Origin of the sequence: Vibrio tapetis subsp. quintayensis (assembly GCF_030409945.1) — a bacterium.
GTDB lineage: Bacteria > Pseudomonadota > Gammaproteobacteria > Enterobacterales > Vibrionaceae > Vibrio > Vibrio quintayensis.
Genome location: NZ_JAUFQV010000011.1, coordinates 16,739 through 37,885 on the forward strand (window position 1 = coordinate 16,739; position 21,147 = coordinate 37,885).

Consider the following 21,147-nt stretch of genomic DNA (forward strand, 5'->3'; position numbering starts at 1 on the left):
TTTCGAAACACGCTACTATTTGTTACCGAACACGAGATAGCTTGCAGCACGACATCTATCGCCCTATTCAAAACAACCAGTTTATAATCTGGCTCAGTTGATACGGAAGCTGCTGAGCAAGCCCTGCAGAGGAAGAGAGATATTATGGTTCTAGGTAAACCTCAAACCGATCCAACATTAGAGTGGTTCCTTTCACATTGTCATATTCATAAGTACCCATCAAAAAGTACTTTGATCCATGCTGGTGAAAAAGCCGAGACTCTGTACTACATTGTGAAAGGTTCTGTTGCCGTACTTATCAAGGATGAAGAAGGCAAAGAGATGATCTTGTCTTACCTTAACCAAGGCGACTTCATCGGTGAACTTGGTCTATTTGAAGAAGACCAAGAACGTACCGCATGGGTACGTGCTAAATCCCCTTGTGAAGTAGCAGAAATTTCTTTCAAGAAATTCCGTCAACTGATTCAAGTTAACCCTGACATTCTTATGCGCCTTTCTGCGCAAATGGCAAGCCGTCTACAAACGACTAGCCAAAAAGTGGGTGACTTAGCATTCCTAGACGTGACTGGTCGTATTGCTCAAACGCTACTTAACCTAGCGAAACAACCTGACGCAATGACTCACCCAGACGGCATGCAAATCAAGATCACTCGTCAAGAGATTGGTCAGATTGTTGGCTGTTCACGTGAAACTGTTGGTCGTATCTTGAAGATGCTTGAAGAGCAGAACTTGATTTCAGCACACGGTAAAACGATTGTGGTTTACGGCACACGTTAATCCGCCGTATATATCGATGTAAATAAAAACCACCAGCGGAAACGTTGGTGGTTTTTTGTAAACAAAAGCGAAGTGCTAAACTCTAAAAGCTAAGTAGAGCTAAGCCACCTCACCTTTAATACTTCGATCTTAACACTTCGCTTTTAGTACTTCGCTCTCAACCATCCGTACTTTCAAAGATTTTATCCGCAGAGGCCGCGACAAACCCTTGATACAAACCACCATCGGCCATTGGGTAGCGCTTAGCGAACTCATAGAAGCCGCCAGGGATAGTCTCAGAGCCATTAATAAACTCAACAGAAACTTTATCAGCCATGGTTGAAGACTGCTCTAGCAGCACCTCTGGAGAGCCCTTAACTTCACCACCCGACTCATTGATCGTGAAACCAGCATCACGAAGGTGTGTATTCACATCCGACACTTCCTCAAAGCGATTCAGTTGATTGACGCTAACCGTAAAGTGGTTCGCACCAAAGCCATGAGCGGCTAACCAGCCTGCGTATTCGCTTTCTTTTGCTAACAACAAATAATCATCGTGACTCAAAGACCAACTCGTACCCGAGTACAAGAAATCACTTGAAGCAAAATGATTAACATCCAGTTGAGCCACCAGAGACTTAACAATGCCTTGCAACTGCTCAGAACATTCATCCACTTTTAATTCGCTAATGAAGACTTTTGGTTGCAGCGGGTCGGGGTGTTCGTAATGACGGGCATAGAGTTTTTTACTGACAAACTCATACTCCCCTGCTTGCTCGTAACCTAAATCCAAAAATGGTTTAGCCAATGTATCAATCCGAATTGGATCAATCGCAAACGTACGCAGGGCAATGTGGTCATTGATTAAGGCTTGTTCTTCAGTCAGCAATTGATGGATAGTCTCTGCTGAAGGGCAAAGGCGTTGAATATAGTCTTGCCACAAAGATTGGAATAGCGCGTCGGGGGTCATAACAGTTCCTTGTTGTCACGGTGGAGAGCTAAAAGCGGAGTGCTAAAAGCGAAGTTCTAAAAGCTAAGTGCTAGAAGCTAAGTATTCACTGCGTTTACTGCTAGAAACTAGGCCGCTTCGCTACTATCAGAGCAAAAGAAACAGCAACAACTCTAGTTTCAAGTAAGCAAAGCGCATCCTGCAATCGAGTAAGCGCAGCGAATTCTCTGATCTAAATCTTCAGGCCTGGGCTCAGGGTTTCGGGCAGCAAGGGCTCTGCGCCTTCCATTGAGGCCATTGGGTAAGCACAGTAATCGGCTGCGTAGAACGCACTTGGTCTTAAGTTTCCTGAAGCACCTGGGCCTCCGAATGGTGCGTCGCCGCTTGCTCCGGTAAGTTGCCGATTGCGGTTTACAATACCTGCGCGAATGTGGTCAACAAAGTAATCCCACTCTTCATCGTCAGTCGAGATCAAGCCAGCCGATAAGCCAAAGCGAGTCTCGTTAGCTAAGCTTACCGCCTGCTCTAATTTTCCGTAACGCACAACTTGCAATAATGGACCGAAGTACTCTTCATCGGGCAAGTTAGTAACCGAACTAACATCAATAATACCCGGTGTCACAAATGCAGCTTTCAAGGGTTTGGCCTCCAATAGGCTTTCCCCTCCTAACGACTGTAAGTGGCTCTGTGCTGACAAGATAACTTGTGCCGCTTGCAAAGACACTTGGCTGCCCATAAATGGGGCTGGCTCTGCAAAAGGTTCATCAACTAAGATCTGAGAAGTGGCTTCAACCAGCTTCACCAGTAAAGCATCGCCTTTGTCACCGTGGGGAACATACAAGCGACGAGCACACGTACAACGTTGACCTGCACTGATAAACGCTGATTGAATAGTTGTGTATACCGCCGCCTCTAAATCACCGAACTGCTCAGAGATCACCAATGGGTTATTACCCCCCATTTCTAGAGCGAGCATTTTGTCTGGTTGCCCGGCAAATTGTTTGTGCAAAATGTGCCCTGTATTAGCACTGCCCGTAAACAATACTCCATCAATACCAGTGTGACTTGCCAAAGCGATACCTGTTTCTTTAGCACCTTGTACTAAGTTAATCACGCCGTCGGGTAGACCTGCTTGTTGCCAAAGTTTCATGACAATTTCAGCCACCATAGGCGTTTGCTCTGAAGGCTTAAACACCACGGTATTCCCCGCAAGCAATGCAGGAACAATATGCCCGTTAGGCAAGTGAGCCGGGAAGTTATACGGCCCAAATACGGCCATCACGCCAAGAGGACGATGACGAAGTACCACATCATTACCTGCCACCTGCTTACGAGCTTCTCCCGTACGCTCATGGTAGGCGCGAATTGAAATGGCAATTTTCCCCACCATGGCACCCGCTTCTGTGCGAGTTTCCCATAATGGTTTTCCTGTTTCTTGAGCAATCGCAACCGCAATTTGCTCACTGTGTTCTTTTACCTTTTCACCGAAAGCTTGCACAACCGCTTCACGCTCAGCAAAAGAGAATTTCTTCCAACTTAAAAAAGCAGCTCGGGCAGATTGAACCGCCAGATCGACTTGCTCAGGGCGTGCTACTTTGCCTTGCCACACGACCTTATCGTTGTACGGGCTGATAGAGTTTAAAAGCTCTCCCGTGCCTTCTTGCCATTCTCCGTTGATCCACTGAGTCATGATGTGTCCTTACTGTTTTACTAATTTACTGAGGAAGTAAACGAACGTATTCGCCTTCGGCAACATTCAACGCTTGCGCGACGTCTTGGCTTAAAATGACGCTTTCACTTTCTAAATCAAACGCTGCTTTTGCTGCGGTTGCTCTGAAATGCTCAAATGATGTATTTGCGATTAGGTAGTCTTTGCTACTGGAATGATCGCTGATCACGACCTTGCCTCGGTAGGAATGCTTTACCGATTCAATATTACGCAGATCACACTCAACCGTTGGGCCAGCGTCGAAAATATCGACATAACCTCGACAACTAAACCCTTCGTTTTCAAGTAAACGTAAAGCAGGGCGAGTGTTGTCATGTACCTTACCGATAACCGCCTGCGCTTCTTTACTCAGCAAGTTAACGTAAATAGGCAGCTTCGGCATTAAGTCAGCAATAAAGCCTTTTTTTCCGATACCCGTTAGGTAATCCGCTTCGGTAAATTCAATGGAAAAGAAGTGCTCTTGCAACCACTGCCAAAAAGGAGAATTACCATTGTCGTCAGACACACCTCGCATCTCAGCAAACACGGTTTCTGAAAAACGTTCTGGATGCTCTGCCATCATTAGAAATCGGCATTTAGACATTAAGCGACCATTCAAACCTTGGCGGAAATCTGGTCGTAAAAATAAGGTGCAGACTTCACTGCATCCTGTGTAATTATTCCCAAACGTAAGCAGCTTAACGATGTTGTTCACACCCAACTTTGGCGAAGAGTGAACCACCTTACTGATATGATAAGTATAGAAAGGCACATCCCACCCGATAGAAGCCTCTATACCGGTAGTACCCGCGACTTCTCCGGTTTCAGAATCAAATCCAACCATCAAATACCCTTCATCACCAGGCCCGGTTACATTGGGCTTCGTAAAACTGGTAACGGAGTGATTAATCCGATTGGTTAACAGTTCTTCATTAACGGGTAATGAAGTAAATCCATGTCCAGATTCAACCGCGCACGTATGCAGCGCATCGTAATCATCTTTTGATATAGGGCGAACTACTAGCATCTCAACTCCCTCTGGTAACTGGTAAGTACTAGGTACTAAACCCTAAAAGCGAAGTAAAAGCCTTCCCTCCCAGAGCCCAACACCTACCCCTTCAAACTTAGCTTCTAGCACTTAACTTTTAACACTTCGCTCTTAGCCTTTAGTACTTAGCTTTTAGTACTTAACCCAGCAATCGCTTTTTCAAGCTTCGCTAGACCTTGTTCGATATCTTCTTTGCTGATCACTAAAGACGGTGTGAAACGCACCACATTTGCACCAGCAACCAAAACCAACAGCCCTTCATTACCAGCGGCAACCAAGATGTCTCGAGCTCTGCCTTGCCACTCATCATTGAGTGCGGCACCAAGTAACAAACCTTGACCACGGATTTCACTGAAAATCGGGTACTTCAGATTAATTCTAGTCAATCCCTCGCGAAATAGGGCTTCGCGCTCTTTAACGCCCGCTAGAGTTTCTGGTTGGCTCACCACATCAACGACCGCTTCTGCTACTGCACACGCTAACGGGTTACCGCCATAGGTAGAGCCGTGTGTGCCCACTTTCATGTGTTTAGCCAGCTTATCTGTCGTCAACATCGCGCCAATCGGAAAACCACCACCAAGCGACTTAGCGGTACTTAAAATATCCGGTATTACGTCAATGCCTTGGTAAGCATAAAAATTACCGGTGCGACCATTACCCGTTTGCACTTCATCAAAGATCAATAGCGCATTGTGCTCATCACATAATTCACGTACTGCTTGGGCAAATTCAGCGGTAGGAGAAACAATACCGCCCTCGCCTTGCAGGGGTTCCATCATGATGGCGCAAGTACGAGAAGACATATGTGCTTTAAGCGCTTCAACGTCGTTATAAGGTAAATGAGTAATATCACCGGGTTTAGGGCCGAAACCGTCTGAATAAGCAGCTTGACCACCCACAGTAACGGTAAAAAAAGTACGACCGTGGAAACCTTGCTTAAAAGCAATGATTTCAGATTTTTCTGCGCCATGTTCGTCGGCAGCCCAGCGACGTGCCAGCTTCAACGCGGCTTCATTCGCTTCAGCGCCTGAGTTAGCAAAAAAGACTTTTTCAGCAAAGCTTACTTCCGTAAGTTTTTTTGCCAAACGTAACGCTGGCTCATTGGTCATGACATTACTTAAGTGCCACAACTTATTCGCTTGATCGGTTAGAGCTGTAACCATCGCCGGGTGACAATGCCCTAAACAGCTCACGGCAATACCACCAGCAAAATCAATATACTCTTTGTCGTTTTGGTCCCAAATACGAGAACCTTCACCGCGGACAGGGATGATTTCCATCGGGCTATAACAAGGAACCATGACCTCATCAAACCAACTGCGCTCTACTTTGTTTTCCATAGTCATCACCTATTCCATTTTTTCCAATGCACCGACAAGTAGCCACTTATTACGTGGTGGTATTTTCTACTGATTCCGCATTGTATTTACATTTTATTAACTAATTCAATAGTCATTTGTGCTTTTGCACCCCATACATGGCAGAAAAACATCATGCCACATGACTATTTATGCAGGAAAGTGAATCAATAATGAAGTTATTTCTTAAACTATTTTTTGAACAATATAAATAGACAGGCACACAAAGGCTTATAAGCACTCAGCGCTTTATCTTGTGCATAATATTTCAAACTGAATTTGAATGGCGGTAAAAGCGACAGATGTTAAGAAAAGTGATCGGTATCGGGTTTGTATTGAGAACTAAATATAGGTGTTTAACCCTTTAGCGAGCTAAAAAATTGGCCAAAAGATCGCGACCTTGCTCGGTCTTGATGGATTCAGGGTGAAACTGCACCGCATCGATGGGTAATGTCTTGTGTTGGTAGCCCATGATCTCATCCATTTCGCCATTTTCTAATACCGTCCACGCGGTAATTTCAAAGCAATCTGGCAGGGTATCGGTCTGTACTACCAGTGAATGGTAGCGAGTCACCGTGAGTGGGTTATTTAAGGCTTTAAACACACTCTGATTGGTATGAGCGATTGGAGAGGTTTTACCGTGCATCACTTGTCTTGCACGTACGATTTTAGCACCAAATACCTGAGCTATGGCTTGGTGACCTAAGCAAACACCAAGAATCGGCAGTTTACCTGCAAAGTAATCAATGGCCGCCAGCGAGATACCGGCTTCGTTCGGTGTACATGGCCCCGGAGATATCACAAGGTGACTAGGGTTAAGCGCCTCTATCTGCTCAATGCTGATTTCATCGTTACGAATAACTTGTACTTCAACACCCAACTCGCAGAAATACTGGTAGAGGTTGTAGGTAAAGGAATCGTAATTATCGATGATTAACAACATAAAGGTGATCGTTTGCTTTTATTAGAGGGCGGTATTGTGCAATAGCCAAAAAGAAAGGCAAGTAGAATGTGAAGCTAAGATAAAAATAAGGCCAGCATACGCTGGCCTTCAAGCTTTACAGTTTCTTTAAGTTGCAAAGAAGGCTGTTAGAGTGACTTCTTCTACTTACTGACGACGACGGCGTAGGAAGCCAAAGCCGAACAGAGCGAATAGACCGCCTAGACCGAATGCACCACCTGAACCGCCAGTGCCATCATATTCTGGAATTGCGATCGAAGGAGTTAACGAATCACGCTTCACAACTTTAACTGATACTAATGAGTCAGTTTTAGGAATTGTAATGGTCTTTTTAACAGGTTCTACGCTTGATGCCATCGTCTGTACTGCTGGTGCAACTACCACTTCACCGGCCTCGTTAACCCAACGTTCACCGGTCAACTTAACACTAAAGGTATAATCACCAGCTTTAAAGCCAACTACATCAAATTTGATCGTTTGATTACCCGACTTAGTCAGCTTCACAGTAGGAACCGCAACAGGGTGATCTGGCATAGGAGAAATTACCAATTGTGCAATGTCTCCTGCTTTTGGTAAGTCTTCACCACCAAGCTCAGTTGAAGCACTAATATTGATTGGAAATGGTATCTCCATTCGATCACTCTTCACTGCTACTGTTACTCGGTTTTCCCCTGCTTCAGCATAACGGTAACTAAGCGAGATTAAAGCTGAATCATGATCTGATGAACGGAATGCCGTTTTCTCATAGAACGGATTTAAGTTCGTATCGTTATCGTTATCTTTATACTTGCCTTGATAATCAAACAACGTTGATTCAGCAGCATTGATATGCCAGTCCACAGCATCGATCATACGGCTATCAAGTGATTTAGAAATTAACACATGATCCAACGAGCCGACTTCATCATTGTAAGAATAACTCCAACTTTGCTTCCCATGTTCAGCATCTTTCTTACCTACGGCATTAATAAAGCCATATGTCTTAGTAATAACTGCACCATCTGCGCCAAACTGTGGTTTCTTGCCAATAAATGTATTAGCAGCCGCTTTCAACACCTTGCCCGTAGGGTTGGAAGTCAGAACTAACATTGGATCTTCATTTGCATAGGAGTTCATATCACCAACTACCACTTGGTCTCCTCCCATTTTCGCTAGTTGCTCACCCAATTGGTAAGCAGCCGCTACTCGAAAGTTCTCACATGAACCTTGGTAGTCATCATCCTTTACTTTGCCTTTTTTAGGATCAAAGCTTGTCCATTCTTGCCAACCAGCCCAATCATCATTACAAGTAGACCCTTTAGATTTCAGGTGGTTAACTGCAACCGTCACTTCTTTGCCGGTGTTAAGGACTTGGAAAGTCGCGGCAATAGAATCACGTTGATAATTTCGACCACTTTCAACCATCTCTCCATTCGATTTAACAATCGGTTGACCACTATCGTCAACAACCGGATCGCCGATTTGAGAAGGCATTGGAATCACCTTACCCGCTTTAAGCGACACTTTTGAGGGGCGATAGAACAAGCCAGTTGTAATCGCATCTCCACCAACAGAGTCCAACGCATCAAGTACTGTGTCACCATTAGAGTCAAAGCCAACAAACGTATAACGATTATGAATTGAATTTTGATTATTACGATTAGAATAGCGATCATCCGAGAACTTAGCATTTACGGCATTGAGTAGTTCTTTAATCGCACTACGATCACCAAAGCCATTATTCTCAACTTCCATCAAACCAACAATATCAGCATTAAGCCCATATATTGCTTCAACTATTTTAGCTTGTTGACGATCAAAATCTTCTTGGTTTTCTGCCCCTCGGTTTTCCCCATGGGTATTAGTATCTCCACCAAATGGTGAATTGAAATAGTTAAGTACGTTTTGAGTAGCTATTTTTATCGCAAAGCGATCATTTGTTGTAGAAGTGCTGATCTTAGGTTTAGCCTGACGAGGTGTATTATGAATAAAGGCATTTTTATCAACTGTATTTGTCACCATCATACGGAAATCTCCATATGAATAATGAATTACACCTTCTAAACCTATAACCGAATCATCAATACGAATATGATTGTCATAACTAAATGTAGGGTAAAAAGGCACCACACCATTACCTGGTGCCTCATCTGTATCGACAATTAGACGGTAATCATTATTCTGACTCTTTTGAGCTTTTGATTCAGCACTACCAGCCGCATGCTCTTGGTTTGGTTGCATATTAGGGCGTTTATAGGCCACTACCATATTGTTACGTCGGCTGCCATAATCATAACCAAAGGTACGAGAAACTCGCATATTTTGATCGTCTTCAGCGACTGAGTCCATGTCTTTGACAAGCTTGACAGGCATACCTTCATAACGCTCTAAAGTAGAGCGGAAAGTATCACCATCACTGGAAATTCGCACTAATTCAACCGGTGTAGGTATTACCACGCTTGCATTTTTCACTTCCCACTTATTATCGGTAGGAACAAGCATTGTAACGCCATAGTCTTCTTTCACTTTAGCTCTAACACAAATCTGTTGGCCAACCATATCTTGCGATACAGGAGCTGATGTTTTAACAAATACACCATCCGAAGTTTTTGCATTACCATCTGCATCTGCATCAAAAAGGAAAAAACCACCTTTAAGTAAAGTTTTTGATACAGCACTAACAACACCGGTGACTAAGTATTCATCTGTTGAAGTGTAACCCGAAGTAATAAGAGGAGAAGAGTAACCTTCACCTTGCACTTCACCAATCATCTTATGAGAGATAGATCCTTCAGCATCTGTACATGGTGTAGCTGCGACTGATTGAGGGGCCAATGCAGGATCACCTAAACCAGAAAAAGTGTTTTTTGCCTCTTGCAGCCAACTATCAGACTTGTAGGTTGCACTTTGTGCTTTATTAGCGTTATAACGACGCAAAGTTACATCTTTACCCCAATTGCTTGAGCTGCCTATAACTCCAATTACATCTAGCAATACTGGTGCACTTGAATTCGAAACATCACGCAAAGCCACAGCATCATTGCCATTATAGTAAACCTTTGCGTTTACAACTTGTGCCCCAAACTTGCTTTTCGCTGATTCAAGAGCATCAATTTGTGCTTGCTCATTGCTCGAACTTGACGGGTTTCGCAACACCAAGGATTTACCAGCCGAAAGAGTAATTCCGCTAAGTGCTGATGAGCCATCGTCTAAATCAATACGAGTCCAAGTTGCACCGTCTTTTTGATAAGCAATATCTATATTACTAGGAAAAACAAAGTCACTTGCTCCTAAGTTCGTAATCTCTACGGCTTTGTTATTATACCCACCTTCCATATATTCAGAAATGATGATGTCATTAATATCAGCTAGCGCAGAAGCACTCAAAATACTGGTGATTGCACCTGCCAGTACGGTCATTTTTTTGTTCATTTTCAATTCCTTAATTCCCTGGATTAGAAGTACACACGAGCATATGCGTAGGCACGTTGAGCGGCTTCACCACTGTTTAGCTCTAGCGCGATCACAGAGTCACGAGTTGGACGATAGTTGACACCATAAGTTTGCCAAGTACGCTCTTTACCCCAATCATGATTTTTGGTGTCCCAGGCAGGGCTTTCTTTATCCCACACTTCATATGTTTCATAGTTTGCAGAAACAGTCAGCTCCCATATATCAGTAAGAGCATATTTTGCAGAGACTAGAGCACCTTTATTTGTAACAGGTTGGTAATCGTTGTAGACATAAACTTTATTTAAAGGATCGGTGTTATCGACCAGCGTTGTTTCAAGAGCAATGTCTTCTTCTTCGTAGTAACCATTGATACCAATCCAAAGGTCATCTGTTGCACGATAGCGCGCACCAAAGCCAGCTAGTTGCTGCTTACCATATTTAGACTTTCCTTGAGAACCAGTACGGCGTTCGTAACCCAATACCGCTGAATAATCATCTGCAAAATAGCCGATGTAACTACTAGTGATATTACCTAGTTCAGAACCTGAGCTTGATTTGGCGTAGTAGGTATACGAAGCGCCAATTTTAAGATCGCCAAAGAAGCGGCCTTCGTATTTTACGGTTTGATCTTGATCTCCCGCTTCACCCGTTTCAACAGTAGTATCAAAGGTAAAATCACCCCACTTGTCATAATCATCAAACGCTGTATCGGTTAAGCCAGCCTCTAAGTAATGATTATCAAGCACGTCGTAGCCGATAAAAACTTTATCTATCGCGAGACGCATATCGCCTGAGCCATATTTCCAGTTCTCACGCTCATAATCGAGCTCTAGACGGAAGTGCATTTTATCTTTGATACCCTTCACGCCCATCGTGGCAAAAGAGTCATCAATATATTCTTTATCAGCATGAAATTCGCCATACTCGTAGCGAGCTCCAATATGGCCACCAACACCTACTTCTCCATATAATTTGAGGTAGTCGCCATTTTCATTTTCATAGATGGTTGCTGCATTCGCGCCACTGGCAGCAAACAATGCGGAAAGCGCGATTGCTATTGCATTCCTTTTAGTCATATCAATATCCTTGTGACTCATTATTTTATTAATTCTCAATCAATATATTTACAGCAAGTAGTTGCTGAAAGGTTTTTGCAAGAGCTTAAATAAGCAACTCATAATGTAAATTGGATTTTTATATAAAAAAGACCAAACAAGAGTAATTCTTGCGCGCAACCTTAATATCAGTAAGGTGCGTAATGTCTCCTTTTAACACTAGATAAAGAAGTTATTTTCACGGTCAATGAGAGATCTATCACTTATAAGTTGGCAATATTTAGATACAAAATACACTTTCAACACTTATAGGTATTGACTTTAATTTTTTCATTATCACCACCTAAAAACTAGAGCTAAGACTCAGTTTTAACTCCAATAATGATATATACCAGCCAAAACATCAAACAAGCAGCCAAACCAATAAAAAACAACAAATTAAGCAACATTCCCGCGTATTCAAAGACTCTGTAATATAAATTAATTTAATTATTCTTGCCTATTAAGCCACTCATACCCACAAAAAAAACCAAACATCACACTTTCAACAAAATTTGTTAACAATGAAAAACCAATCCAATAAATGTTCAATTATTGGACATAAATCACAATCATAATGTCGAAAAAACCCCTCAGAAGATAAAGTAATACCTAATAAAATAAACGCTAATATTTGTGATGATATCGTTTTCTGTTGAAAAAAGGATTGCGCAACTAAATAAAGGAACTTTGTCTGAACAATAACCAAGCTGTAGCTATTATCTCCTTAATAATAAAATTGATAATAAGTAATTAGTTATTAAATTTTAAATCTAACAAAGGTCATAATATGAAATTCAACTTACTCGCTCTATCCATTGGTGCGGTATGCTCATTTGGTGCCCAAGCCAATATTGTCATCTCGGAGTACATCGAAGGTGGTGGTCACAACAAAGCAATTGAAATTGCCAATACAGGCAACAGCGACGTGAATCTAGCGGGCTATCAACTTGCGACTAAAGTCAGCGGAAAAGGAGACCTCACTAAACACTACAGTTATCCAAGTGTCATTTTAAAACCCAATCAAGTGTTTGTTCTTAGCCACAAAGACGCCATTGCTGCGATTAACACAAAAGCAGAAATAATTGGCGAAGCCGTCATTAACCACAACGGCGATGAAACCTATGCCCTTCTTAAAGATGGAACGGTAGTGGATAGTTTAGGTACTGAGGGAGATGTCGACTGGGGTAAAGATAAAACTTATGAACGTACAGACTTAACCCCTTACCTATCACCGACATTTGATGAAAACAAATGGAATATAAAGCCCAAAAATAGCCACACGGATCTAGGGCTACTCAATGGAATCGACGCTGGCGAGCCCGACATGGGACCAAAACCCATCCCACTGACAAGTATTATGGAGCTGCAAGGCAGCAGTTGGAAGTCCCCTTTTACAGATCCTGCTAATGGCAAATACACCTCTGACGAAACTTTTGTGGTCCAAGGCGTGATCACCGCAATTCAAACCAGCAACACAATTGAAAAAGACCTTCCTACTGGCTATTTCATTCAAGATGAGCAAGGCGACAACAACCCAAAAACTTCTGATGCTATATTCGTAGTCGGCGAAATTACGGGCCTAAACATCGGCCAAAAAGTACAAGTAACAGGGTCCGTGGTTGAAGACTTTGGTTGGACAAAATTCACAGCAAACAGCGTTGAAATTGTCGGTTCTGGTACCATCACACCTACGGTTATTAAACCACTCTCAAGCGATACCAGCTATGATTTCACCTTAGAGCGCCATGAGAGCATGCTCGTTAGCCTGGAAGAAGAATCCAAACTGAAGGTCACCCGCAGTTTTAGTAAAGATTATGGCCCCGATCGTAACAATATGGTGGTCGCACACGAACGAATTAATGTTCACCCTAACCAAAATCACCTCGCGGGATCTAAAGAGGCGCAGAACCAAGCAAATTGTAACGAAGATAAGCGTTTAATTATCGAATCGTTTGAAAAAGCGGCCGTAGGCACAATCCCTTGGTATCCTGACTTTGCCATGCCAAACGCAGCACCAATGGATGATGGTACAACCACCTCAGAGCATTACATTCGTATTGGCGATACCATTAACGGCTTACAAGGTGTGGTAGGTTACTCACATTCCGACTACCGCCTGTACGTAACCAATAAAGCAAACCTTCATACCTTTTCCCGAGACCACGTACGCCCTACTCAGCCAGCCTTGGTAAAAAGCGGTTTACGTATCGCCACCTTTAACGTTTTAAACTATTTTAACTCTCCATTTGGTGGCGAAGACAACCCAACCAATACAAACCGTGGTGCGCAAAGTGCTGCCGAGTTTGAGCGTCAAGGTGACAAAATTGTCAGTGCTTTAATCGCTATGAACGCCGATGCTATCGGTTTAATGGAAATAGAAAACAACGGTTTTGGAGAGAACTCTGCCATTGCACATTTGGTGAATAAAGTGAATGCTCGCTTACCTGAAGCTGATCATTATGCCTATGTCACAGGAGACAGCACCGGTGATGGTAATGTCGATCAGCACATTGGTAACGGTGCGATTGCAAACCAAGTTATTTTTAAACCGACTAAGCTAACACTTAGCCAATACCGTATCATCAAAATGCCAGAGCAACGTGGAGGAAGCCGAACCAACTACCAACGCGATGCTGTAACACCTAGCTTTAAAATCAATGGCACAGAGCAAAGCATCACCCTATCGGTCAATCACTTTAAATCCAAAGGAGGAAGCTGCTTAGAAGATACCTCTGCAGGTAACAATAATGATTTACAAGGTGCATGTGAAAACTTTCGCGTGTCAGCGGCGAAACACCTAGCGACGGAACTCGAAAGTGTTGGTGGTTACAAACTGATCTTGGGTGATCTTAATAGTTATGCCAAAGAAGATCCGTTGTTGGTACTGACGAACATACCTGATGGCTACAAGATTACGCCGGCTAAGAACACCTTTATTGGAAATACTGCTATGGATGGTGAGACACCAACAACCATTACTCAGTCCTTCAACTACCGTAATCTCATCCAAGAAAAGCATCCACTAGCCTATAGCTATTCCTATCAAGATACCGTTGGTAGCTTAGATTATATTTTGGCCGATCAAGCAACTGCTGCAAAAGTTGCCGCCGCAGAAGACTGGAATATTAATGCGGCCGAGTCGACCTTATTTGAGTACCCTGAAAGCAAATCCGGTGACTTAACATCCTATACAGACGCGTACAGAGCTTCAGATCATAATCCTGCTCTTGTGGTATTGAAGTTAAATTCATCTGTGACTCCTCCCAAGAAAGTCACGCCACCAAATAAGCCTCTAAATCCGCCTAAAGCACTCAAAGAAAAACCTGATTCACCAAAGGCTGGCAAGCAAATCAAAGTACTTATGGATCTCACTTCATTAGGGATGTTTGATCTACATGTTGGTGATATCGCTAGTTTGAATTTTTCCAAAATCACCAGTTTTAACGCAGCGATGGCAGGTGATATTTCCACTCCAGTTACGTTGACAGAAGATTTGATTGAACAGGGATGGATTGAGCTCACTGCGCAGGTAAGCAAAAAGGGGAACTATCAGATGACTAAAGTCATTCAGGGTGCGACAGGTGAAACCTATCAATCTCCAGCAGTTGAAATAGAGGTCGCAACAAGTAGTGACACGAACGAATTGGAAGGCACGAGTAACTCTGGAGGCTCCACCGGACTTCTTAGTCTGCTGGCTCTAGCTGGTTTCACCATTTCACGCAGTAAAAAGCGTAAGTAACGCCACCTAAAAAGGACATTTGATGATGAATAAAATAACTATCGCATTACTTACTTTGGCTTCATTTACGGCAAATGCTGACTACATTCAGGCACATGATCCTCATGTTGTTGCCCCCTTAACCAAGATCTGCGAGATCAAAACCGATCCGACGCCACCAGTGGATCCAACCAACTATTACGCCGGGACTAACGGTGTATCAGGCTTGGCCCTAAAAACAAAACTGAACCAAATTATCTCAGCGAATACCGTAAAGCTACCTTATTCTAGTTCGTCATTCGATGTATGGGATGCTCTAGATATTACCGACGAAGACCCAGAAAATCCGAGTAACGTTATCTTAATGTATACAGGTCGCTCGCAAGAAAAAGGGCAAAAATCAGGACAAGGCAACCTTGGCCAAGATAACTGGAACCGTGAACACAGCTATCCAAAATCCAACGGTGGATTTAACAATAAAGGAGCAGCAGGATATACCGATATCCATCACCTCCGCCCAACAGATGAGTCTATCAACTCTGAACGCGGTAATTTGGAATATGATAACGGCGGCAGCCTAACTAACGAGTCACCAGAAGCGGGAAATAGAAAAACAGCAACCAGCTTTGAACCTCGCGATGAAGTGAAAGGTGATGTTGCACGAATGATGTTCTATATGGCAACACGCTACGAAGGACACGATGTCAAAACGCCAGATTTAGAGCTGGTTTCCACATTGCAAAACAATGGAACAGCTTTGGGTAATGTTTGCACCTTATTGACTTGGCACGCCGCTGATCCGGTTGATGATTTTGAATCAAAGCGTAATGACAAAATTTTTGCTATTCAAAAAAACCGAAATCCTTACATCGATCACCCAGAGTGGGCTGAGGAGATATTCCGTAGTGACTGTAATTAACTCCATTTAGCTAACTCGTAAACCACTGCATAAAAAAGCCGCATCAATTTATGATTGATGCGGCTTTCATGTTTCCAACGAGAAGTTATCTAAAAATAACTACGGGCGAGTAACAAACCCTACCGCTTTATACGCTTCTTTCAGTGTAACGGCTGCGCGCTCAGAGGCTTTTTCGGCGCCTTGCTTCATCACTTGATCCATGTAAGCGCGATCAGCACGAATACGGTGGTATTCAGACTGAATTGGCTCTAGCATTTCAACCAATGCTTGGCCAACGTCTTTCTTGAATGGGCCGTACATTTCAACGCCTTGGTATTGCGCTTCGATTTCAGCAAACGTTTTACCCGTTGCCGCAGAATACAAACCCATTAAGTTAGAAATACCCGCTTTGTTTTCCCAATCGTTGGCAATACGTGGCGGTGTTTCTGCGTCCGTTTGCGCTTTGTTGATCTTCTTGATGATCGATTTCGGATCTTCAAGCAGAGTAATCACGTTTTTGCGATTATCGTCTGACTTAGACATCTTCTTCGTTGCATCTTGTAAGCTCATTACACGTGCGTTCACTTCCGGGATGTACGGTTCAGGCACAGTGAAGATCGGGCTTTCTGGGCTGTACACGTTATTAAAGCGTTTCGCGATATCACGAGCCAACTCAAGGTGCTGTTTTTGGTCGTTACCGACGGGTACTTGATGCGCGCCATAAAGCAAAATATCAGCAGCCATCAGCACTGGGTAGCCAAATAAGCCCGCGTTCACATCGTTAGCGTAGCGCGTAGACTTATCTTTAAACTGAGTCATGCGGCTCAGTTCGCCCATTTGGGTATAACAGTTAAGAAGCCAACCAAGCTGAGCATGTTCCGGTACGTGAGACTGAACAAATAGCGTGCTCTTTTTCGGATCAACGCCCACAGCGAGACAAATTGCCAATGCGTCTAGTGTCGCTTCATGCAGTGCTTTCGGATCTTGTCGAACCGTAATCGCGTGAAGATCCACAACACAATATTGGCAATCATAGTCGTCTTGCATTTGGTGCCATTGACGAAGAGCACCCAAGTAGTTACCGATACTTAGTTCACCTGATGGTTGAACACCACTCAATACGATAGGCTTGCTCATGCTTTTGATTCCTTTGACTTCTTTAAATTCAATAAAAACCGCGCAGCTTGATCAACGCGGTTTATCCAGTGTACTCATTCACTAGGATATTACTAGTAGTGCAGCACAACTTTGTTGGCTTTAATCGGCTAGTGAAACCACAGCCAATAACTCAGAGATATTATCCGCAACATAATGCGGCTTAGAATCACTGATTGGCTCACCGTGGTTGTAACCGTAAGTCAGGCCAAACGAATAACACCCGGCATTTTGCGCCGCTAAGATGTCGTTTTTAGAATCGCCAACCATCAGCATTTGCTCTGCGCTAATGCCGTGCTTTTCAAGTAACCAATTTAGTGCCATCGGGTTCGGCTTTTTCTGATCAAAGCAATCGCCGCCCAGTACATCACAAAACAATTCAGTAATGCCGTGTTGTGCAAGAATGTCTGGCACAAACTTAGATGGCTTGTTGGTCACGATCGCCATTTTATAACCGGCTTTGTGCAATGTATTCAGCGTTTCTACTACGTTAGAATACAAGTGGCTAAGCTTATGGCCACTCTGATGATAAAAGTCATCAAAACGAATTCGAGCTGTCGCAAGGAATTCAGGTTCAAAATCAGTACGAGGTTCAATTGCCTGGCTCAGCGCTCTAGCAATCAACACATCGGCACCATTGCCAACCCAATCACGAACTTGTTCTTCATTAACGGCAGGGTAATCTAAACTGCGAACGGCTTGATCGACGGCCAGGGCTAAATCAGGAACACTGTCGAGTAATGTTCCGTCTAAATCGAATGCGATAAGTTTGATTGAATCTAATGACATGTTTTTAATCCCTAATAAAAAAGCGAGTAATCCACTAGGATTACTCGCTTCAATCATACTTAAAATGAACGATTAACGCTCGACTTTTGCAAGCTCCGCACGCATTTCATCGATCACTGCTTTGTAGTCAGGCTGGCTGAAAATAGCCGAACCTGCAACAAACATATCAGCACCTGCTTCTGCGATTTCACGGATGTTATCCACTTTAACGCCGCCATCAATTTCAATACGAATATCGCGGCCTGACGCATCAACACGCTTACGCACTTCACGCAGCTTGTCTAATGTGTTCGGAATGAAAGACTGGCCTCCAAAACCTGGGTTAACAGACATCAGCAAAATCATGTCTACTTTGTCCATGATGTAATCTAGGTAATGAAGAGGCGTTGCTGGGTTAAATACCACACCCGCCTGACAGCCACACTCTTTGATAAGCTGCATAGTGCGATCTAAATGCTCAGTCGCTTCTGCGTGAACCGTAATCATTGTTGCACCCGCTTTAGCAAAATCAGGGATGATGCGGTCAACAGGCTTCACCATTAGGTGAACATCGATAGGCGCTGTGATGCCGTAATCACGCAACGCTTTACAAATCGGCGCACCGAAAGTCAGGTTTGGAACATAATGGTTATCCATCACGTCGAAGTGCACGACGTCTGCACCCGCTGCGAGTACTTTTTCTACGTCTTCACCCAAACGAGCGAAATCTGCGGATAGAATTGATGGAGCGATCAAAAAGTCTTTCATGCCTGACCTCAAAAAAAGGGAATTATCGAGTAAATTTCGGGCGCAATTCTACCTAAGCAATCGGTTAAATCCTAGCGATTGTTCAGTTTAGACTCTCAGAAGTACGAATTAGTCGTATTGGAATAGAGAAATAGTTAGGAGTGATGCACTATTCTTTCTGATGATACAGAGCGAGTAACTCATCAACCTTGTTTCGCCCACCACCGTTACGGCTAATAGTGCGCTTTACTTTCACCACGTTCAATTCCGCACCGTGATACAGACGACGAGTCAATGTAGTGTCGTGATTAGAAAGAAGAACAGGGATACCACGCTCAAAAGCTGTTTTCTCAGCAACGTCAGCCAGTGCAGCTTGATCATCCAACGAAAAACCATTACCTGCGTATGAAGTAAAGTTTGCGGTTGATGAAAGCGGTGCATAAGGAGGATCGCAGTACACGACGGCCCCTTTACGAGCTCGGCTGAATGTTTCTGAATAACCTTCACACACGAACGTCGCTTTCTTGGCTTTTTCAGCAAAGAAAATCAGCTCTTTTTCAGGGAAGTAAGGTTTTTTGTAAGAACCAAACGGCACATTAAAGCCGCCTTTTTTGTTATAACGACACAGGCCATTAAAACCAAAGCGGTTCATGTACAAAAACGCAAGTGAGCGATAAAACACATCATCGGTTGCGTTAAATTGGACACGTATGTCTAAGAAAACTTCTTTACGGTTGTGCTCTGGAGTAAAGAAACGTTTTGCTTCTTCAATGTAACGCTCTGGTTCTTGCTTGAGCAAGTTATAGAGGTTGATGAGATCTGGGTTGATATCCGCAAGCAGGTACTGTTCGTAGTCCGTATTTAAAAATACAGAGCCTGCACCAACAAAAGGTTCGATCAGTTTTCTTGCAGGCGGCAGGTGACGTTGGATATCTTCCACCAAGCCATATTTACCACCAGCCCACTTTAAAAAAGCACGTTGCTTCTTCATCTACTGCTCAACCCAACAACTCAAAAATACGGTTGCGGAATGTAACATATTTCGCGACAAAGCTCAGCGTTATTTGCCACGTAATATCTCTCTTTGAACCTGATTTATTGATTTCGCCCAAGGGCCAACCGCTTGAAGTTCAGCTGAAAGTGAATTTACAGCGTCGCGAGCTTTTTGAATGGTGTCGTAGTCTTGGTAAGTAATAATGAACCACTCTACTTCATTACGAACGGTTGGGTAAATTCGAACTTGGCCATTTAATTGATGCAAGTTAATAAAGGCCTGAACTTCTTGCTTAGATGTCATCGCCGCCAATTGCAACGTGTACGCTCTTGGTGACAAGGCTTCTAATTCGTCTCGCGCATAAGAAAAGGTAATTCGGTTTTTGTCGCCAGCCGTTGGCTTAGCCTCAGCAACGACTTCATCGATCACTGCCGCGCTTGCTGGAGGTTCGCGATCTTCCATTAATGCATCCACTACGTCCGATGGAACAATCACTCGCTTTTCATCATCGGCCAATTGACCACCAACCGTGGCTGTTTCTGACATAACCGCAGGAGGCAGCGCCATCGCATCATCTTCAATTTCTGTTGCATCTTGTGTGCCATTACCTAAGGGGATTCGTACCGTTTCAGTGCTATTAGCACCAGAAACACTCAACACCATTTGAGAGTCTGGATTCGAGGCACTTTCTTCAACCACCATATTTTGAGAATTACGGCCAGGCGTCTCTTGCGAGAAAAACCACCAGTAGCCACCTGCAATAAGTAGCAGTAACACCAACACCAACGCGGCGATACGCGCAGGAGACTCAATAACAGAGCGGATAATGATCCTTTTTTCCACTTTTTTAGCCCCTAATGCAATCAGTTCACCAGGCAAACGTTGACACTTTTTCGCCTGCTTACGAATCTTTTGTTTCCCTTCAAGAGTTTGAGCATAGCGCACCACGAGCAGCTCAGTAAACTCTTCTGCTTCTTGTTCAGTAAATTTTTCTATTTCAAAATCAACCGGTTTGGTTTCTTGGCCATAGCCAATACGAGCAAGGATATGCTCAAGGCTGTCGCCCTCAGAAAACAGCACAACGTTGACCGACCATTTAGGATGGCTTTGTGCTTCAACGACGAGCATCCATAGTTCGGCCAGCAAGTCTTCAGTGAGCATTTGGGCATCATCCACCACAAACACCACATCGCATGGCTCATCGCCAACCAGCAGGCTGAAACTGTCTAATACCGAGTCACTTTCGTTAAACATGGCATCAGAAACCAGCTGATTAAGCATCATGGCACGTTGCTGAGCATCAGTTTGGGAAGGATAACAGAGCAGTAAAGATTGATTTTTTTCCGTGGCCCACGCTTCCAAGTAACGTTGCGCCAGCCAAGTTTTACCTGAGCCTTTCGCGCCACTGATATTAATAAGATTTGAACCAAAACGAGTAAGAAGCTGCAACCTATCCAGCAACTCTATTTGAGAAGCAATTTCTAATACTCGCATTTCATGTGCAAAACTCATCAAAACCACCTTAGGGCTGATAAACAAAAATCACGGCATTGAGCCG

General features: G+C 43.6%; 15 protein-coding genes. 3 read left to right on the top strand and 12 right to left on the bottom strand.

Annotated features, from left to right (window positions below; genetic code table 11):
• Nucleotides 1-144 precede the first annotated feature (144 nt).
• Complete coding sequence (gene crp / locus QWZ04_RS03525; protein ID WP_102523323.1) at nt 145-777, top strand: cAMP-activated global transcriptional regulator CRP; 633 nt, start codon at nt 145-147, stop codon at nt 775-777.
• A 157-nt stretch (nt 778-934) separates the two neighbouring features.
• On the opposite strand, the gene QWZ04_RS03530 is transcribed toward crp, so the two are convergent.
• The 7 genes from QWZ04_RS03530 to QWZ04_RS03560 form a co-directional block, all read right to left on the bottom strand.
• Nucleotides 935-1,726, bottom strand: a complete 792-nt coding sequence (locus QWZ04_RS03530; protein ID WP_290325002.1) for a DUF1338 domain-containing protein — start codon at nt 1,724-1,726, stop codon at nt 935-937.
• A 211-nt stretch (nt 1,727-1,937) separates the two neighbouring features.
• Nucleotides 1,938-3,395, bottom strand: coding sequence for a succinylglutamate-semialdehyde dehydrogenase (gene astD, locus QWZ04_RS03535; RefSeq protein ID WP_290325004.1), 1,458 nt, complete (start codon nt 3,393-3,395; stop codon nt 1,938-1,940).
• 25 nt (nt 3,396-3,420) lie between these two features.
• On the bottom strand, nt 3,421-4,440 hold the full coding sequence (astA, locus tag QWZ04_RS03540; RefSeq protein ID WP_290325007.1) for an arginine N-succinyltransferase: 1,020 nt from the start codon (nt 4,438-4,440) through the stop codon (nt 3,421-3,423).
• Between the two features lie 146 nt (nt 4,441-4,586).
• Nucleotides 4,587-5,807 carry an aspartate aminotransferase family protein gene (locus tag QWZ04_RS03545; protein ID WP_290325009.1) on the bottom strand — a complete coding sequence of 407 codons (1,221 nt, stop codon included), beginning with the start codon at nt 5,805-5,807 and terminating at the stop codon, nt 4,587-4,589.
• 376 nt (nt 5,808-6,183) lie between these two features.
• A complete protein-coding gene (locus QWZ04_RS03550) occupies nt 6,184-6,762 on the bottom strand; it encodes an aminodeoxychorismate/anthranilate synthase component II (protein WP_290325011.1) in 579 nt (192 codons plus the stop codon).
• 165 nt (nt 6,763-6,927) lie between these two features.
• Nucleotides 6,928-10,191, bottom strand: a complete 3,264-nt coding sequence (locus QWZ04_RS03555; RefSeq protein WP_290325013.1) for an ExeM/NucH family extracellular endonuclease — start codon at nt 10,189-10,191, stop codon at nt 6,928-6,930.
• Between the two features lie 23 nt (nt 10,192-10,214).
• Nucleotides 10,215-11,288, bottom strand: a complete 1,074-nt coding sequence (locus QWZ04_RS03560; protein WP_290325015.1) for a porin — start codon at nt 11,286-11,288, stop codon at nt 10,215-10,217.
• An 808-nt stretch (nt 11,289-12,096) separates the two neighbouring features.
• On the opposite strand from QWZ04_RS03560, the gene QWZ04_RS03565 reads away from it, so the two are divergent.
• Nucleotides 12,097-15,048 (top strand): ExeM/NucH family extracellular endonuclease, encoded by a 2,952-nt coding sequence (locus QWZ04_RS03565; RefSeq protein WP_290325018.1) that lies wholly within the window; start codon nt 12,097-12,099, stop codon nt 15,046-15,048.
• 22 nt (nt 15,049-15,070) lie between these two features.
• Nucleotides 15,071-15,946, top strand: a complete 876-nt coding sequence (locus tag QWZ04_RS03570) for an endonuclease I family protein (protein ID WP_290325020.1) — start codon at nt 15,071-15,073, stop codon at nt 15,944-15,946.
• Nucleotides 15,947-16,045: 99 nt separating this feature from the next.
• On the opposite strand, the gene trpS is transcribed toward QWZ04_RS03570, so the two are convergent.
• The 5 genes from trpS to QWZ04_RS03595 all read right to left on the bottom strand — a co-directional run bounded on the left by trpS (nt 16,046) and on the right by QWZ04_RS03595 (nt 21,101).
• A complete protein-coding gene (gene trpS / locus QWZ04_RS03575; RefSeq protein ID WP_290325023.1) occupies nt 16,046-17,062 on the bottom strand; it encodes a tryptophan--tRNA ligase in 1,017 nt (338 codons plus the stop codon).
• Between the two features lie 120 nt (nt 17,063-17,182).
• Entirely contained in the window at nt 17,183-17,869 is a 687-nt protein-coding gene (locus QWZ04_RS03580; RefSeq protein WP_290325025.1) for a phosphoglycolate phosphatase, read from the bottom strand.
• Between the two features lie 72 nt (nt 17,870-17,941).
• The gene (rpe, locus tag QWZ04_RS03585; RefSeq protein ID WP_290325027.1) at nt 17,942-18,616 is read right to left on the bottom strand and encodes a ribulose-phosphate 3-epimerase; all 675 of its coding nucleotides are present in this window, start codon (nt 18,614-18,616) and stop codon (nt 17,942-17,944) included.
• Between the two features lie 148 nt (nt 18,617-18,764).
• Nucleotides 18,765-19,586 carry a Dam family site-specific DNA-(adenine-N6)-methyltransferase gene (locus QWZ04_RS03590; RefSeq protein WP_290325029.1) on the bottom strand — a complete coding sequence of 274 codons (822 nt, stop codon included), beginning with the start codon at nt 19,584-19,586 and terminating at the stop codon, nt 18,765-18,767.
• A gap of 69 nt (nt 19,587-19,655) precedes the next feature.
• Nucleotides 19,656-21,101 (bottom strand): SPOR domain-containing protein, encoded by a 1,446-nt coding sequence (locus QWZ04_RS03595; RefSeq protein ID WP_290325031.1) that lies wholly within the window; start codon nt 21,099-21,101, stop codon nt 19,656-19,658.
• Between the last annotated feature and the right edge of the window lie 46 nt (nt 21,102-21,147).